Origin of the sequence: Hansschlegelia plantiphila, from assembly GCF_027922265.1 — a bacterium.
In the GTDB taxonomy this organism is placed as follows: Bacteria; Pseudomonadota; Alphaproteobacteria; order Rhizobiales; family Methylopilaceae; genus Methylopila; species Methylopila plantiphila.
In genome coordinates, this window is the sequence record NZ_BSFI01000008.1 from 402,586 (window position 1) to 418,581 (window position 15,996).

Below are 15,996 nucleotides of genomic sequence, written 5' to 3' on the forward strand. Positions count from 1 at the left end.
GGGTTATCCGCCGGACGCCGCGGCCACGATCCTGCGCTTCAGGCCGGGAGTCCGGTCGACAAGCCCCATTCCGACATCGCGCAGGGTCCGGGCGGCCTCGGGCCTGAACAGCCGATAGAGCGCGTCCGTCGTCGCGGCGAGGCTGGCGACGTCGAAGCGGCGCGCCCGCTCATAGGTCGCGAGCGTCGTCTGCGATCCGATATCCTCGCCGCGTCGGGCGGCGTCCGCGAGGATCGCGGACAGCGCGGCGACGTCGCGCAGCGCCGCGTTGAAGCCCTGTCCTGCAAGGGGATGCACGACGTGACCGGCGTCCCCGACGAGGACGACGCGCGGCGCGACGAAGCTCCTTGCGAGCAGGAAGCGGAGCGGGAACGACCCGCGCGGCCCGACAAGCCCGATCGCGCCATAGTCCGGCCCCGCCCGCCGCGCGACCTCGGCGACGAAGGCGGCGTCGTCGAGGCGGATGATCTCTTCTGCGACTGCGCGCTTCTCGCTCCAGACGAGCGACGACCTGTCGCCTCCGAGCGGCAGCATTGCGAAGGGTCCGCCGGGCAGGAAGTGCTGGACGGCGACGCCGGCATGCGGCGCCTCGTGGGACACGGTCGCCACGAGCGCGATCTGATCATAGGCGAATTCGCTGGTCGCGATCCCCGCGCGGCCCCGGATCGGCGAGCGCGCGCCGTCGGCCGCCGCCAGCAGCCGCGTCTCGACGTTCGCGCCTGAGCGCAGGGTGAGCGCCGCCCGGCCGGCGAGCGGCTCATGGCGCTCGATGGCGTCGGCGACGAGATTTACGCCTTCACGCTCCGCGCGATCGCGGAGCGCCGCCCGCAGATCCGCGTCGGGCGCCATGTGCGCGAAGGGTTCGTCCGACGCGGGCTCCGCAAGTTCGAGAAAGGTCGGGCGTATCGCGTCGTCGAGCCGGCTGTCGGTAATCCTCAGTCCTGCGACCGGCGTCGCATCGTCGGGCCAGGCGCCGATACTCTCCAGCAGACGTCGCCCGTCGGCCGCGATCATGGACGCGCGGGGTTCGGAGCGGGCGGGATGGCGGAGAGCCGGGTCGAAAACCGCGACCCTGAGGGAGGGGCCCAGTTCGCGCCTCAGCGCGAGCGCGAGCGCGAGGCCCGTCGGGCCTGCGCCGGCCACGGCGACGTCGAGCAAGTCCGGGGAGATCGATCCGCTCATGCCCGCCTGACTAGCACGGAAAGCGGCGCGCCGGTCAGGCCGGCCGGCACTTCCACGACTTTACGATCCAGCCCGGGTGGTCCTGGCCCCACTCCACCACGGCCGGCTGACCGTTTACGAGGCAGGCGAGGGCCTGACCCGCGATCTCGATCCGCTCCTGCCGGCACTGCGCCGCGTCGGCTTGCAGACAGACGTTCATGACGATGGCGAACAGCATCGATCGCTTCCCGGCCGCTTGATCCGCTGTCTTCGCGCCTTTTGCCACAGCGGATCACCCGCGCGCGGCCATTCGACAGGCGGCCGGGGTTGACGGCGCATGCGCAGCGGCGATCCTCCGCCGCGCGGCGCGAATCCGTCGATCCGCAGCGCTTCGAGGAGACGTCATGTCGGCCGTGGAGAATCTTCTCGGCGTTCTCGCGCTCGAGCAGCTCGAGGTGAACCTCTTCCGCGGCCGGAGCCCTCAGACCGGATGGCAGCGCGTGTTCGGCGGACAGGTCGTGGGCCAGGCTCTGGTCGCGGCGACCCGCACGGTCGACGGGCCGCCGCCGCATTCGCTGCACGGCTATTTCATGCGGCCCGGCGATCCGGCGGCGCCGATCATCTATGAGGTCGACCGCATCCGCGACGGCCGCAGCTTCGTCACCCGCCGGGTGGTCGCAATCCAGCACGGTCATGCGATCTTCTCGATGTCGGCCTCGTTCCACCGCGACGAGGAGGGCTACGAGCATCAGATGGACATGCCGGACGTGCCCCAGCCGGACCAGTTGCCGACCGAACAGGCGCTCAAGGAAACGCTGATGCCGACGATGCCGCGGGCGATCCGCAGCTATTTCGAGCAGGAGCGGCCCATCGAGCTCCGGCACGTCGATCCGATGCGCTACATCGACGGCAAGCCGCGCGATCCGCACCAGAGCGTGTGGATCAGGACGACCGGCCCGCTGCCGGACGACCCAGCGATCCATCAATGCGTGCTGGCGTACGCCTCCGACATGACTCTGCTCGACGCGGCGCTCGTGGCGCATGGAGAGAGCGTTTTCTCAGCCGACATCCAGGCTGCGAGCCTCGACCACGCCCTGTGGTTCCACAGACCGTTTCGAGCAGACGGCTGGCTGCTCTACACCCAGGACAGCCCATTCGCGGGCGGGGCGCGCGGTTTCACGCGGGGCCGGATCTATGCGGAAAGCGGCGAACTTGTGGCGTCCGTCGCACAGGAGGGGCTCATCCGGCGCCGCACAAAGTGACGGGCGCCGCCGAATTAGCCGCCATATTCTAGGCGCCTCGCCGGCCATTGATGGGTATTGCGCCTTTTTTAGACTCTTCGCCTATTTTTTCATCTCAAGCCGATCGATGGCCGGTTTCTCCATCAGGCATCGCCACGCGGCCGCCACAAAATCAACGGCTTAGCGACGCTTTGCACGCTTGGCACGGCGCTTGATTGCAGCGCGCCGGCACGACGCGTCCGCCGAGCGGCGCGTTCCTGTCTTCGTCAACTGTCGACTGTCCGCGCGGGCGTTTCGAGCGGGCGGTGGTCCAACGGGGAAACCGACGCATGAAACTCGTGATGGCCATCATCAAGCCATTCAAGCTGGACGAGGTGCGCGACGCCCTCACGGGAATCGGCGTCCACGGCCTGACCGTCACCGAAGTGAAGGGCTACGGTCGCCAGAAGGGTCACACCGAAATTTACCGCGGGGCCGAATACGCGGTGAGCTTCCTTCCCAAGCTGAAGATCGAGGTCGCGGTCGTCGCGAGCGCGGTCGACAGCGTGATCGAGGCCATCGCCTCCGCGGCCAAGACCGGCCAGATCGGCGACGGCAAGATTTTTGTCTACGCCATCGATCAGGCGGTTCGCATTCGCACCGGCGAGACCGACAACGACGCGCTGTAAGGCGCGGCCGACGCCCTTTTCCCTTTAGAAGTCCTCGGGAGTTCACTCGATGAAACTGGGTTCCGTACTACGCTGGGGAGCGCCGGCCCTGGCCGCAGGCCTCCTGATCGCGGCCACCGCCTACGCGCAGGACGCGGCCGCGCCGGCCGCAGCCGCCGAAGCCGCTCCGACGGTCAACAAGGGCGACACGACCTGGATGATGATTTCCAGCGTGCTCGTGCTGCTGATGACCATTCCTGGCCTCGCGCTGTTCTACGGCGGCCTCGTCCGCGCCAAGAACATGCTGTCGGTGCTGATGCAGGTCTCCACCATCGCCTGTTTGATGATGGTCGTCTGGGTGATCTACGGCTACAGCCTCGCCTTCGGCGACGGCGGCGCCTTCATCGGTGACTTCTCCAAGGTCTTCCTGGCGGGCATCACGCCTGACTCGACCTCAGCGACCTTCACGAAGGGCGTCGCGATCCCGGAATACGTGTTCGTCTGCTTCCAGATGACCTTCGCGGCGATCACCCCGGGCCTGATCATCGGCGGCTTCGCCGAGCGCATCAAGTTCTCGGCGGCGATCCTGTTCGCCGTGCTCTGGGGCACCTTCGTCTACTTCCCCGTCGCCCACATGGTCTGGTCGGCGAACGGAATGGTGTTCGGCTGGGGCGGCCTCGACTTCGCCGGCGGCACCGTGGTGCACATCAATTCGGGCGTAGCCGCGCTGGTCGGCGCGATCCTGCTCGGCAAGCGCACCGGCTATGGCAAGGACATCATCGCCCCGCACAACCTGCCGATGACCCTGATCGGCGCCGGTCTGCTGTGGGTCGGCTGGTTCGGCTTCAACGCAGGCTCGAACCTCGAGGCGAACGGCGTCACCACCCTGGCGCTGCTCAACACCTTCGTCGCCACTGCGGCCGCCGGCCTCGTCTGGATGTTCGTTGAGTGGGGCGCCAAGGGCAAGCCGAGCATGCTTGGCCTGGCCTCCGGCGTCGTCGCCGGCCTCGTCGCCATCACGCCCGCCGCCGGCCTGTCCGGCCCGATGGGCGCGATGGTGCTGGGCGGCGTCGCGGCGGTCGTGTGCTTCATCTTCTGCACGAGCGTCAAGAACGCGCTCGGCTATGACGACAGCCTCGACGTCTTCGGCATCCACGGCATCGGCGGCATCATCGGCGCCATCGGCACCGGCATCGTCGTCAGCCCCGATCTCGGCGGCGTCGGCGTCGCCGACTACACGATGGCGGGCCAGGTGCTGACCCAGATCAAGGCGGTCGCCGTGACCGTCGTCTGGACCGGCGTCGGCAGCCTGATCCTGTTCAAGATCGTCGACGTTCTCGTCGGTCTCAGGGTCACGGTCGACGCCGAGCAGGAAGGCCTCGACATCATCTCGCACGGCGAGCAGGCCTACCACGCCAGCTGAACGGCTACGCGCCGGCCGCGCGAGCGGCCGGCGAACGACGAGGGCCCCGATCATGTCGGGGCCCTTTTTCGTTTCCGCGAGCCGGCGACGAGGTGGCCAAACACCGGACCGACACTCTTTCGCGCCGGGGGTAAGCCCGCCTTAACCCTCTTCCGCCTAGGTTTCGCAACGATCGTTCTCGAGTCGATCGAGCGCTCACCAGGGATTGGCGTCGCAGATGCAGGTACCGAGCGGAACCCAGGACGCCCCCGCGTTCGCCGTTCGCCGTTACGGCCGCGTTGATCCGGCCGGGAGTATCCGATGACCATGCGCGCCATCAGGCCTCGCCCGCGCGGATTTCAGCCCGCCGTCCTGCCCGACGCGGTCCGCGCCATGCTGATCCGCCGCGCGACCGAACTGGGCGGCTTGGCGCTTGTCGGCCTCTCTGCGCTCGCCGGCGTCGCGCTCGCGACGTGGTCGGTGCAGGATCCGAGCCTCAGTCACGCCACCGACGGCCCCGTGCACAATCTCCTTGGCGCGCCGGGCGCGGTGATCGCCGATGTCCTCACCCAGGCCTTTGGGCTCGCGGCCTGCAGCTTCGTCCTGCCGATCGCCGTGTGGGGCTGGACGCTCATGACGCGCCGCGCCGTCGAACGCGAGAAGTTGAAGGTCATCGCCTGGCCGATCGCCGCTATCCTGCTCGCAGGCGTCGCCGGGGTGTTTCCCGCCCCCGCTTCCTGGCCGCTGCCGACCGGCCTCGGCGGCGTCCTCGGGGACCTTTTTTCAGTCGCGGCCGGGGCGGTGGGCCTGACGGGCGCAGTCGGCGGCGGCGTCGCGGGCGCTTCGATCGGTCTGCTCGGCCTCGTCGCGTTCGGACTTTCTATCGGCGCGATCGCGCCGAGCGAACGCGACCCTCAGGCGCCCCGGCCCTCGGCCAGGCGCGAACCCGCCATCGCCGCGTCGCGCGGAACGGCCCCCGCCGCTGTGGCCCCGGAGGTTCCGGATTATGAGGAGGAGGACGACGACCGCCGGCTGGTCTCGCTCGGCCTGCTGACGCACTGGGCGCTGTCGGCCAAGGCGGCGGTTTCTCGGACGCTGTTCCGCAGCCGCGACGGCGAACCGGAGGATGAACGCGCGCTGTCGAAGATCCTCGCCCGTGCGAGCGGCGAGCCGGATGATTTTCGCCCCCCCGCCCGGCGCGAACCTGGGTTCCGCGCAGGCGACGATGTCAATCTCGACGGCGACCCGGTGCTTCGCGTCGGCGGCCGCGGCGAGCCGTCGGAGCCTGCGTCCGCCCGCGTGGCGCCCGTTCCCGGCGCGCTGCGGGCAGGCCGCCGCGCCGCCCGCGAGGCGCAGCCTTCGCTGCTCGATCGGGACGCCTACGAGCTGCCGCCGCTCGCGCTGCTGGCCGAGCCGCGGAAGGGCGCGAGCCCGGTCGTCAGCCAGGACGCGCTTGAACAGAACGCCCGGCTCCTGGAAGGCGTGCTCGAGGATTACGGCGTCCGCGGTTCGATCATCAATGTTCGGCCCGGCCCGGTCGTCACGCTCTATGAGCTCGAACCCGCCCCAGGCATCAAGTCATCGCGCGTGATCGGCCTCGCCGACGACATCGCCCGCTCGATGAGCGCGGTCGCCGCCCGCGTCGCGGTGATCCCCGGCCGCAACGCGATCGGCATCGAGCTGCCGAACGCCCGCCGCGAGACCGTCTACCTGCGTGAGCTGCTGGCCTCCGCCGACTTCGAGAAGGCCAAGATGCGGCTGCCGCTCTGCCTCGGCAAGACGATCGGCGGCGAACCGGTCATCGCCGAGCTCGCCCGCATGCCGCATCTGCTGATCGCCGGCACCACAGGCTCGGGCAAGTCGGTCGCGATCAACACCATGATCCTGTCGCTGCTCTACCGGCTGAAGCCGGAGGACTGCCGGCTGATCATGATCGACCCGAAGATGCTCGAGCTTTCGGTCTATGACGAGATCCCGCATCTGCTGACTCCCGTCGTCACCGACCCGAAGAAGGCTGTGGTGGCGCTGAAATGGGCGGTCCGCGAGATGGAGGACCGCTACCGCAAGATGTCGAAGCTCGGCGTCCGCAACATCGACGGCTTCAACGCCCGCGCCAGCCAAGCGCTCGAGAAGGGCGAAGCGATCACCCGCACGGTGCAGACCGGCTTCGATCGCGAAACCGGCGAGGCGATCTACGAGCAGGAGGTGATGGAGATCGGCAAGCTGCCGTACATCGTCGTGATCGTCGACGAGATGGCGGATCTGATGCTCGTCGCCGGCAAGGAGATCGAGGGCGCGATCCAGCGCCTCGCCCAGATGGCCCGCGCCGCCGGCATCCACATCATCATGGCGACGCAACGTCCCTCGGTCGACGTCATCACCGGCACCATCAAGGCGAACTTCCCGACCCGCATCTCCTTCCAGGTCACGTCCAAGATCGACAGCCGCACCATTCTCGGCGAAATGGGCGCCGAGCAGCTGCTCGGCCAGGGCGACATGCTGCACATGCAGGGCGGCGGCCGCATCTCCCGCGTGCACGGGCCGTTCTGCTCCGATCAGGAGGTCGAGGCCGTCGTCGCTCACCTCAAGAAGCAGGGACGCCCGTCCTATCTCGACGCGGTGCTGGCGGAAGACGACGAAAGCGAAGCGGCCGAGGACGGCGCGGTGTTCGACAAGGGCTCGTTCGGCGACGAGAACGCCGACGTCTACGACCAGGCGGTGGCCGTGGTCTTACGCGACAAGAAGTGCTCGACCTCCTACATCCAGCGCCGCCTCCAGATCGGCTACAACCGCGCCGCGTCGCTGGTCGAGCGCATGGAGAAGGAAGGCGTGGTGGGCCCCGCGAACCACGCGGGCAAGCGCGAGATCCTACTGGAAGGCGGCGAGCGGGACGAGGACGCGGCTTGAGGGTGACAAGGTAAGCGGAAGTCGGCTGCCCGCCGGTTAGCGCCACGGGCGGACGTTTGCATCCCTTCGGGAAGCGGCCTTCAGGTCCAATCGTCCTTCATGTACGGTGCTTCGATCGTCGGCGAACGGTCGGCCTCGCTACACGCGATAGCGGCTCGCGGCGCGACACAGGACAACCAGTGAACATCGCTCCGATAGTTAAGCTCGTGCGGGCATATGACGCCACGGAGTGGGAGATTTTCATCTCCGAATGGCAAAAAGGGCTCCAGGGCTACGCTTCCGTCAAGAGGCTCGGCGGGGCGGGTGATCACGGTCGGGACGTCGTCGGCCTATGCGGGCCTGAAGCCTGCCAAGGCGTCTGGGACAATTATCAGTGCAAGCACTACGAGGTGCCGCTGTCGACGGCCAAAGCGTGCGAGGATGCTGGCAAGATAATCTTCCATGCCTTCCGGGGCGAGTTCGCTGCACCGCGGGCCTGTTGTTTCGTAGCCCCTCGCGGGCCAACAACCGAGCTTCGAGATCTGCTGCTGAACCCAGCTAAGTTTCGGGCCTCGGTGATCGCCACTTGGAATACGCGCGTATCCGGGCGGGTGATTGCAGGGCAAAAGCACGATCTGACTGGAAAACTGCTTGCCTATGTCGAGGCATATGACTTCACAAGTTTTCGCTACGCAACCCTAGATGAGATTCTAGACGATCACCGACGAACCGCATATTGGGCGGCGCGGTTCAACGGCGCTCTGCCTCCAGCCCCAGCGGGTGTAGCGCCTAAGGATATAGTGCCGAAAGAGACAGTCTATGTCGGCAAACTTCTCGAGGTTTATTCTGAAGTATCGGGAATCCCCCTGAACTCGCCCGCCGACTTGGCGGCGCACGCCAACTGGCGGGAGGATCTGCAAAAGCACAGGGTCAGGTTTTATGACGCGGAAGCATTCATGGCGCATTACCGCGACCAGACCGAGCCGGGAACGATCGAGGACTTCGCTGATCAGATTTTCGACGCGATCGATCCCGCCATGGCCGCCGAAGTTGGCGCTCATCCTCGATTGACGGCGGCGCTGTCAGTGGCTGGCCAAGCTGCGCCCGCCAGCGTACTTGCACCGCGCGCCAAGGTCCGCGTCAAGCAGGGTGTCTGTCACCAGTTGGCCAATGACGATCGATTGACGTGGAAGCTGTGATGGTCAGCTTAGCGCCAAAGAGGCTTCGGCCGCGCATTTTCAATACCGCTTTCGAAAGCGGTCTACGATCGCTCGTGCTGCTCACCGCCTGTTACCCCGCCCGGTTAGGTCTGAGGCGCTTGGTCGTGCTCGATCACCTCGTGGTACACACAGCCGACGTCGATGGGCCCGCGAGCCTGCATCCGCAGGAGGAGTCGCGAACCGCCGAGCTTCTAGTGCGCCGCGGACTTGTTAGCGCAGGCTTGTCTCTAATGGGAACGAAGCAGCTGATCATCCGATACGCAACGCCCGATGGCTTTCGTTTTGAGGCTGGCGAGGAAGCCGGCTCGTTCGTCGACCTCTTGCGGAGCGAGTATACAAGCAAGTTGAAGGAACGCGCGGCGTGGCTTGCGGCGGTTATTGTACCGCTCGCCGATGACGAGATTGACGCTCTGGTAAAAGATCGGATGGATCGCTGGGCGACAGAGTTCCAGAGCGACTACGGCGTTTCGACGTAGCCATGCAGCTCCGTTTCCTCTTGATAACGGGCCCAAACAGCCCACCGGCGGCCGTCGAGTTCGGGCCAGGTCTGAACGTGATCTATGGCGGGTCAAACACGGGCAAATCGCATGTTTTGCGACTGATAGACTTTGTGCTCGGAGCGAAATTTCCGCCGGAGCCGATCGTCGAGCAAGCTGGGTACGACCTCGCGCATCTCGGGGCGGTATTAGACGACGGCTCCGAGCGAACCTTTGTTCGCGCCCTTCAGGGAGGGAACATCAAGGTGCTTGAGGGGCTGATACGAGATCGGCCCACCCATGCGCTTGGAGTGTCCGTGTCGGCGCAGCATAGCGCTCAGAACTCGTTGTCACGCCTGCTTCTCGCGCAAGTCGGGGCAGCAAACGCGCGCGTCCGCGTTGATGCCTCCGGAAAGACTCGCGATCTAAGCTTTCGCGATCTCGAGCGGCACTCGCTGGTGAACGAGACCAAAATCCAAGACGGATCGTCCCCGGTGCTTTCGGGTCAGTTCGTGACTAAGACCGCTGAGACGTCGGTCTTCAAATATATGCTGACCGGTGTCGACGACTCCGCCTTGGACGTCGCGAAGCCCGACCTTGCACAACCGATGAGGCAAGCGGCGCAGTTGGAACTCCTCGACCGGCAGATCCGAGACACCGAGCGCGAGATCGCCGATGCCGATCAGGATCACGATGAACTTATCAAGCTGGATTCGGCACTGGACGAAGAACTCAGTCGCTCGTTCGTCGTTCAAGAAACAGCGGAGTCGAGCTACCGGGAGCTTACCTCGAGCCGGCTGGAACTGCGTCGCGAGTATGAAGCGGTGCAAGACCGCATGGGGGAAATTGACAGTCTGAAGGCGCGCTTCGCGCTATTGGCTGAACACTATCGGTCCGATGAGGAGCGATTGGCCTCAATTGCGGAGGCGGGGTCGTTCTTTTTGTTGGAGGATGCTGCAGTCTGCCCGGTGTGCGGCGCTGCACCCGAGCATCATCGACCTGATGATGCTTGCGAGGGAAGCGTCTCGGAGATTATGGCAGCGGCTGAAGCCGAAATCGTCGGGGTGCGCGAGCGCGCCATGGAACTTCAGGTCACCATCGGCGGCCTAACAGAGGAGCGAGCGACGCTTGCCTCCCGGGCGCGCGAGCTGCTTCCGAAACTAGATTTGCTTCAGGCGAACATTCTGCGCGAGGTGCCCACCGTGCAGACCATCCGTACGCAAACCAGCAATGTCATCGCCCGGAAGCTGACGATTCAGAAGAGCCTAGAACTGGTCCGCCGGCGGAACGGTCTGGTCGCTCAGCGCGCGGAACTCGGGGTCAGTCCGGGGTATGACAGCAGCACGATCGTTGCGCAGCAGCAATTGGACGGCGCGACGCTGGACGCCTTCAGCCAGATTATTGAAGCCGAACTGCAAGCGTGGGAGTTCCCTGAAGCTAGGCGCGTGTTCTTCGAGCTACCGAAAATGGATATTTCGGTCGCAGGTAAGTCGCGCAGCGCCAACGGAAAGGGTGTCCGTGCGCTGCTTCACGGCGCTTTCTCTTTGAGCTTGATGAAGTTCTGCAAGGGTCGTGCCCGCCCCCATCCGGGCTTTCTGATCCTCGACTCGCTATTCATCACCTATCGCGACCCCTCCGATGATGAGGATACGGCGATCGCGAGCACACCGCTTAAGGATCGCGCTTTCCGCGCGTTCTCTATGCTCCCCGACGATCTGCAGCTGATCATTCTCGAGAATGTCGATGTACCGGACTGGCTGGTGGGACAGCCGCAGGTTACGCATTTTACGGGCAGCAGCTCTACGGGCCGAGCGGGATTGTTTCCGAAGTAGCTAGATGTTGCCGAAGTCCGCGATCTCGATCGTACACTTCCTGCCCCGAAGCGGTCGTTGGCAACTTCGCCAATCGGTCACAACCCGCCGGATGCCCACCCAATGCTGTTGCAAGGAATAAAATCCTTGACATCCCGCCCTCTCTCAATGCTCTCTTCCGCACATCCTTCCCCGTCGGAAGCCGTGTCCGGACCGGCCGGCCATGCGGGGGAGGTGCGGCGCCTGCGGCGGACATGACCGGAAGTGTCGGCCCCGGGGCGTCTGTGCGGCGTCGGCGCGGCTCGCGCGTTCCTTGAACAAGGGCGCGCAGGCTTCTGTCGGGGAAGAGAACCGCCCGCACTAGGACGGGCGCGCCTTTTGTGACGTAAGGGCGCATGGTGCCGGATTCCGGCCCCAAAGGCCGGATCGGCCCGGGACCCGCCCGAAGCGGACGCGAAAATCCGCGGGAAACCATTGATGTCCGAGACTTCGTCCGCAGCCAGACGGGACGTCGCGCGTGGAGCGCCGGGCGGTCGGCGTTCCGAACGACTCCTGACGGTGGCCCGGCGCTCCCGCGCTTCCATCCGATGCGGCGAAACCAAAGAGGTTTCGCCGGGGCTCTTTGACCAAAGCGGGCCTGAGCCGATCCGGACCTCGCCGGAGAATTTCGCGCGTCCGCAAGACCTCCCGCCGCCGTCATCCCGGGCTTGTCCCGGGATCCATAAACGCGACGGCGGGGGAGTGAGCGGGCGCGCGGCGGTCTGTTCTCAACGCGCGGCGGCAAATGGATCCCGGGACAAGCCCGGAATGACGGTGGAGGATGGCGGTTACGGCGGAGCGTCTTGCGAAGCTTCTAACGAGTCGGAAGGGCTCGCAAATCGCGGCGAGGCCCTTAAATCGGCCACGGGGCCGCGTTACGGTCCCTGTTCCCGTTTAGAGTTCCGGAAGGTCGAAAATCCCGTCATGACGCTTCGCCGTTCCGCCGCCGCCTTCGCGATCCTGTCAGCGCTCGCCGCCGCGCCCGCGGCGGCCCAGTCCGCCTCGGGAACGCCGGCCGACGTGCCGCCTCCGCCGCAGGTCCAGCTTGCGGCGACCAACAAGGGCGTGCCGGTCTCGAAACTCGACCCCGTCCAGCGCGCGACGCTCACGCGGGTGAACGCCTATTTCAACTCGATCCAGGACATGACCGCGAGCTTCGAGCAGACGGGTCCGGACGGCTCGCGCAGCGTCGGCAAGCTCTATCTGTCGCGGCCCGGCAAGATCCGCTTCCAGTACGCTCCGCCGAGCCCGCTCGAGATCGTCTCCAACGGCAGTTCGGTCGTCGTGAAGAACCGCAAGCTCTCGACGCAGGAGATCTATCCGCTCAGCCAGACGCCGCTGCGCGTGCTGCTCGCCGACAAGATCGACCTGCTCCGGGACACCGACGTGATCGGCGTCTATCAGGAGCCTGAGATGGTCTCGGTCGTGCTGGTCCAGAAGAACGCGATCGGCGGCTCCGCGCAGATCCAGCTGCTGTTCAGCGGGCAGAACTACGAGCTGAAACAATGGACGGTGACGGACGCGCAGGGCATGGACACCTCCGTCGTGCTTACCGACGTCAACGCGCAGGCGAAGCTCGACGCCAACCTTTTCAGGATCCAGGCCCAGAGCTTCCAGGGCGGCCCACGTCGGCCCTGAGCCCAGCGCATGGCGGCCTTGCATGGCTCACGCAGTCGTGCGCTTGACTGCCGGAAGCCCAATTCCCATCTCCATCCTCGAGCGAGGCGTCGCCCCGACAAGCGCTGTGTCCCCCCCGTCGCAGCCGTTGGAGTGCGCGTCTCGTTTCCGCCGTTCCTCGGATCGGCGGAGCGCTGAAGCGCCAGACGCCCGGCCTTTCCCCCGGAGGCCGGGCGTCTTTGCGTCTGGGCCCCCGATGCCCTAAAGCGGGCCGCCCCTCGGACGTTTCCCAGCGCCATCCATGTCGATCCGCCTCGCCACCTGGAACATCAATTCCGTGCGCTTGCGCATCGGCCTCGTCGCGAAGCTCGTAGAAGAGCATTCGCCCGATGTTCTTTGCCTGCAGGAGACGAAGTGCGCGGACGACAGTTTCCCAATGGGCGACGTCCGCAAGCTCGGCTACAGCCACGTCGCGATCCACGGCCAGAAGGGCTATCACGGCGTGGCCACCTTCTCGCGGCTGCCCTTCGTCACCACGGCGCGCGAGCGCTGGGCCGACAAGGACGACGCCCGCCACCTCGCGACGACCTTCGCGGCGGGGCCGCTCGAAGGCGTCACGCTGCACAACTTCTACGTGCCGGCCGGCGGCGACGAGCCCGACCCCGCGATCAATCCGAAATTCGCGCACAAGCTCCAGTTCCTCGACGAGTTGACGTCGTGGTCGACCCGCATCGCGGACACCGGCGGGCGCATCATGGTCGGCGACCTCAACATCGCCCCCCATCCGGACGACGTGTGGAGCCACAAGCAGCTGCTCAAGGTGGTGAGCCACACGCCGGTCGAAACCGAAGGGATGGAGGCCATGCGCCAGGCCGGGCGCTGGGTGGACGCGGTGCGGGCCCACGTCCCCTATCCCGAAAAGCTCTATTCCTGGTGGAGCTACCGGGCCGCGGACTGGACGCTGGCCGACCGCGGCCGCCGGCTCGACCACATATGGGCGAGCGCCGACGTGGCGGCCCGCACCACCGGGGTCGCGGTGCTGCGCGAGGCGCGCGGCTGGCAGCGGCCGTCCGACCATGTCCCCGTGATCGTGACGATCGACTGATCCCGGCGATGGCGGAGACCGGCTTTCAGGACCAGCTCGCTCAAACCGCCGTCGCGACGGAGTCGGCGCTCGACCTCCTGCTCTCGCCCGAGGCCGCCGCTGGCGAAACCGTGCGGCCCGGCCGGCTGCTCGAGGCGATGCGGCATGCGATGCTCGGCGGCGGCAAGCGCCTGCGTCCCGCTCTCGTCGCGGCCGCCGCGCGGCTGTTCGGGGTCGACGGCGAAGGCCCGCTCCGCGCCGGACTGGCGATCGAATGCGTCCATGGCTACAGCCTGGTCCACGACGACCTGCCGGCGATGGACGACGACGACCTCCGTCGCGGCCGCCCGACCGTTCACCGCGCCTTCGACGAGGCGACAGCGATTCTCGCCGGCGACGCGCTGCAGACTCTGGCCTTCGACGTGCTGGCGGACGAGCGGACGCATTCCGACGCCGCCGTCCGCATCGCGCTGGTCGCGACGCTCGCCCGCGCAGCCGGGGTGGGCGGCATGGCCGGCGGCCAGTTGCTGGATCTCGCGGCGGAGGGCCGCTTCGGCGGCGGCGCTGCGGGCCTCATGGCCGAGCACGACGTAGCGCAGTTGCAGGCGATGAAGACCGGAGCGCTGCTCGAAGCGTCCGTCGAGATGGGCGCGATCCTTGGTCGCGCCGATCCGGCGGCCCGGACCGCGCTGAAGGCTTACGCCAAAGCGCTCGGCGCGGCGTTCCAGGTGGCGGACGACCTTCTCGACGTCGAGGGCGCGGCCGGCACGGTCGGGAAGGCCACGGGCAAGGACGCCGTGGCGGGCAAGGCGACGCTGGTCGGAATCCGCGGCGTCGAGGGCGCTCGGCTGCGGCTGGAGCAGCTCACCGACGACGCGCTCGTCGCGCTCGCCCCGTTCGGCGAGGCCGCGGAACCGCTCCGCGGCGCCGCTCGCTTCGTCGCGATGCGGGATCGCTGAGCCGGCTTCCGGCTCAATCCGAAAAGCGCCCTTCTCGCGGGAGCCTCAAGCCCCCGGCTCAGCCTTTCGACGGTGCGACCTTGTCGAGGCGCGCGCGCATCTCCGCCATCTCGCGGCGCAGATCGTCGAGGTCCTCGGACTTCTGGGGCGACGCGGCGGGGGCGGCCGCGGCCTCCTCGTCCGGAGCTTCGCCGCCGGGGAACATCGTGAACATCCGGAACGCGCGCTCCATCATCGCGACGTTGTTGCGCATCTGCTCCTCCACAGCGGGATGGAGCGGGACGGGGCTGAAGGTCTTCGCCATGCCGCCGCGAACCTTGTCCTGCTCGCGGGCGAGCGCCCCCATCGAGAGCTCGAGATACTTCGGCACGAAGCTCTGGATGCTGTCGCCATAGAACCGGATGAGCTGCCGCAGGAAGGTGATCGGCAGCAGGTTCTGGCCCTTGTGCTCCTGCTCGAAGATGATCTGGGTCAGCACCTGATGGGTGATGTCGTCATTGGTCTTGGCGTCGACGACGTGGAAGTCGTCGCCCTTCTTGACCATGGCCGCCAGGTCTTCGAGGGTCACGTAGGTGCTGGTGCCGGTGTTGTAGAGCCGGCGATTGGCGTATTTCTTGATCGTGATGGGATCGGTGGTGCTCGACATGACGCTCTGATCTCTGCCCTTCGTGGGTCTGGTCGATCGTTCGTTCCGCGGCAGGACAGCAGCCACGCGGCCGAGGCGTTGAACGTTAAGGCGAAAACGAGGCGGCGGCCAGATTTTTGTGCAGCGCCCACTAGAACCTTCGGCTGATGCGCTGCACAAAACCCGCAGGCGTTTTCGACGGAACAGGCGAATGAGACAGACTGCCGGGGTACTGCTGACTGCGACCGTGCTGAGCGCTCTGGCGCCGCTTGCCGCGCATGCGGAAAAGCCGTTTCCGGTCCGGGAGAGCATATACACACGTCACAAGTACGACCGCTGTCCGTCGCGCGGCGCGGCCGAGGGCGGCGTCACGCGACGCGCCTGTCTGGGCGTTGGGAGCGTCGAGGTGTTCTGGACTGCGGACGACGATTCCGCGGCCGTATGGTTCGGCCGCCGGCCCCTCAAGGAGAGCATTGATCTCGGCTCGTTCTACGAGCCGGACGAGACGATCGAGTGGCGGCTCGACAAGTCTACCGGCCGCCCCGTCGCTGCGGTCGTGCGTTACCGCGTGGGTCAGTCGGTCGGCGCGCTCAAGGAGAGCCGGGTGGTGATCTACCGGCTCGAGCCGGCGGGGGCGTCCTGCGTCATGGCGGTGATCCGGGAGCCGCGCGCCAGTCAGAAAGCGCGCGACGCGGTCGACGCCGACGCGGCGTCCTTCCGCTGCGGCTCGAGCCGCCGGCGGGACGGCTGAACGCCCTCCCCCGGCGGGCCGCGCCTTCGCAGCGCCATCTCCTCGCTGAACGCTCCACCGCCGAAGGTCGTGTTGAC

Annotated in this window: 14 protein-coding genes; 11 read left to right on the forward strand and 3 right to left on the reverse strand. The window is 66.7% G+C overall.

Annotated elements, in window-relative coordinates:
- Positions 1 to 3: 3 nt before the first annotated feature.
- Entirely contained in the window at positions 4 to 1,182 is a 1,179-nt protein-coding gene (locus PKE75_RS11740) for an FAD-dependent monooxygenase (protein ID WP_271168911.1), read from the reverse strand.
- 34 nt (positions 1,183 to 1,216) lie between these two features.
- Positions 1,217 to 1,399 (reverse strand): hypothetical protein, encoded by a 183-nt coding sequence (locus tag PKE75_RS11745; protein ID WP_271168912.1) that lies wholly within the window; start codon positions 1,397 to 1,399, stop codon positions 1,217 to 1,219.
- Between the two features lie 166 nt (positions 1,400 to 1,565).
- Here PKE75_RS11745 and tesB point away from each other — a divergent pair, with 166 nt between their 5' ends.
- From tesB to PKE75_RS11795, 10 genes are all read left to right on the forward strand, one after another.
- Positions 1,566 to 2,423, forward strand: a complete 858-nt coding sequence (gene tesB, locus PKE75_RS11750; RefSeq protein WP_271168913.1) for an acyl-CoA thioesterase II — start codon at positions 1,566 to 1,568, stop codon at positions 2,421 to 2,423.
- 308 nt (positions 2,424 to 2,731) lie between these two features.
- Complete coding sequence (locus tag PKE75_RS11755; protein ID WP_271168914.1) at positions 2,732 to 3,070, forward strand: P-II family nitrogen regulator; 339 nt, start codon at positions 2,732 to 2,734, stop codon at positions 3,068 to 3,070.
- A 49-nt stretch (positions 3,071 to 3,119) separates the two neighbouring features.
- Positions 3,120 to 4,472, forward strand: coding sequence for an ammonium transporter (locus PKE75_RS11760; protein ID WP_271168915.1), 1,353 nt, complete (start codon positions 3,120 to 3,122; stop codon positions 4,470 to 4,472).
- 306 nt (positions 4,473 to 4,778) lie between these two features.
- Positions 4,779 to 7,358, forward strand: coding sequence for a DNA translocase FtsK (locus PKE75_RS11765; protein WP_271169186.1), 2,580 nt, complete (start codon positions 4,779 to 4,781; stop codon positions 7,356 to 7,358).
- A gap of 179 nt (positions 7,359 to 7,537) precedes the next feature.
- Entirely contained in the window at positions 7,538 to 8,536 is a 999-nt protein-coding gene (locus tag PKE75_RS11770; protein WP_271168916.1) for an ABC-three component system protein, read from the forward strand.
- Positions 8,536 to 9,033, forward strand: a complete 498-nt coding sequence (locus PKE75_RS11775; RefSeq protein ID WP_309298813.1) for an ABC-three component system middle component 2 — start codon at positions 8,536 to 8,538, stop codon at positions 9,031 to 9,033. Before PKE75_RS11770 ends, PKE75_RS11775 begins: the two co-directional genes overlap by 1 nt.
- A 2-nt stretch (positions 9,034 to 9,035) precedes the next feature.
- Entirely contained in the window at positions 9,036 to 10,865 is a 1,830-nt protein-coding gene (locus PKE75_RS11780) for a hypothetical protein (RefSeq protein WP_271168918.1), read from the forward strand.
- Between the two features lie 942 nt (positions 10,866 to 11,807).
- Positions 11,808 to 12,521 carry an outer-membrane lipoprotein carrier protein LolA gene (locus tag PKE75_RS11785; RefSeq protein WP_271168919.1) on the forward strand — a complete coding sequence of 238 codons (714 nt, stop codon included), beginning with the start codon at positions 11,808 to 11,810 and terminating at the stop codon, positions 12,519 to 12,521.
- 280 nt (positions 12,522 to 12,801) lie between these two features.
- A complete protein-coding gene (locus PKE75_RS11790) occupies positions 12,802 to 13,605 on the forward strand; it encodes an exodeoxyribonuclease III (protein ID WP_271168920.1) in 804 nt (267 codons plus the stop codon).
- A gap of 8 nt (positions 13,606 to 13,613) precedes the next feature.
- Positions 13,614 to 14,543, forward strand: a complete 930-nt coding sequence (locus PKE75_RS11795) for a polyprenyl synthetase family protein (protein WP_271168921.1) — start codon at positions 13,614 to 13,616, stop codon at positions 14,541 to 14,543.
- A gap of 58 nt (positions 14,544 to 14,601) precedes the next feature.
- On the opposite strand, the gene phaR is transcribed toward PKE75_RS11795, so the two are convergent.
- Positions 14,602 to 15,189 carry a polyhydroxyalkanoate synthesis repressor PhaR gene (gene phaR, locus PKE75_RS11800; RefSeq protein ID WP_271168922.1) on the reverse strand — a complete coding sequence of 196 codons (588 nt, stop codon included), beginning with the start codon at positions 15,187 to 15,189 and terminating at the stop codon, positions 14,602 to 14,604.
- Positions 15,190 to 15,379: 190 nt separating this feature from the next.
- Between phaR and PKE75_RS11805 the strand changes: the two genes are divergently transcribed.
- The gene (locus PKE75_RS11805) at positions 15,380 to 15,919 is read left to right on the forward strand and encodes a hypothetical protein (protein WP_271168923.1); all 540 of its coding nucleotides are present in this window, start codon (positions 15,380 to 15,382) and stop codon (positions 15,917 to 15,919) included.
- The last annotated feature ends 77 nt before the right edge of the window (positions 15,920 to 15,996 follow it).

Excerpts from the sequence above, each read along its gene's own strand:
- tesB (WP_271168913.1), top strand. The coding sequence starts at position 1,566 with ATGTCGGCCGTGGAGAATCTTCTCGGCGTTCTCGCGCTCGAGCAGCTC.
- PKE75_RS11760 (WP_271168915.1), top strand. The coding sequence starts at position 3,120 with ATGAAACTGGGTTCCGTACTACGCTGGGGAGCGCCGGCCCTGGCCGCA.
- PKE75_RS11740 (WP_271168911.1), bottom strand. The coding sequence starts at position 1,182 with ATGAGCGGATCGATCTCCCCGGACTTGCTCGACGTCGCCGTGGCCGGC.
- PKE75_RS11790 (WP_271168920.1), top strand. The coding sequence starts at position 12,802 with ATGTCGATCCGCCTCGCCACCTGGAACATCAATTCCGTGCGCTTGCGC.
- PKE75_RS11795 (WP_271168921.1), top strand. The coding sequence starts at position 13,614 with ATGGCGGAGACCGGCTTTCAGGACCAGCTCGCTCAAACCGCCGTCGCG.
- PKE75_RS11745 (WP_271168912.1), bottom strand. The coding sequence starts at position 1,399 with ATGCTGTTCGCCATCGTCATGAACGTCTGTCTGCAAGCCGACGCGGCG.
- PKE75_RS11765 (WP_271169186.1), top strand. The coding sequence starts at position 4,779 with ATGCGCGCCATCAGGCCTCGCCCGCGCGGATTTCAGCCCGCCGTCCTG.
- phaR (WP_271168922.1), bottom strand. The coding sequence starts at position 15,189 with ATGTCGAGCACCACCGATCCCATCACGATCAAGAAATACGCCAATCGC.
- PKE75_RS11785 (WP_271168919.1), top strand. The coding sequence starts at position 11,808 with ATGACGCTTCGCCGTTCCGCCGCCGCCTTCGCGATCCTGTCAGCGCTC.
- PKE75_RS11780 (WP_271168918.1), top strand. The coding sequence starts at position 9,036 with ATGCAGCTCCGTTTCCTCTTGATAACGGGCCCAAACAGCCCACCGGCG.
- PKE75_RS11805 (WP_271168923.1), top strand. The coding sequence starts at position 15,380 with ATGAGACAGACTGCCGGGGTACTGCTGACTGCGACCGTGCTGAGCGCT.
- PKE75_RS11775 (WP_309298813.1), top strand. The coding sequence starts at position 8,536 with ATGGTCAGCTTAGCGCCAAAGAGGCTTCGGCCGCGCATTTTCAATACC.
- PKE75_RS11755 (WP_271168914.1), top strand. The coding sequence starts at position 2,732 with ATGAAACTCGTGATGGCCATCATCAAGCCATTCAAGCTGGACGAGGTG.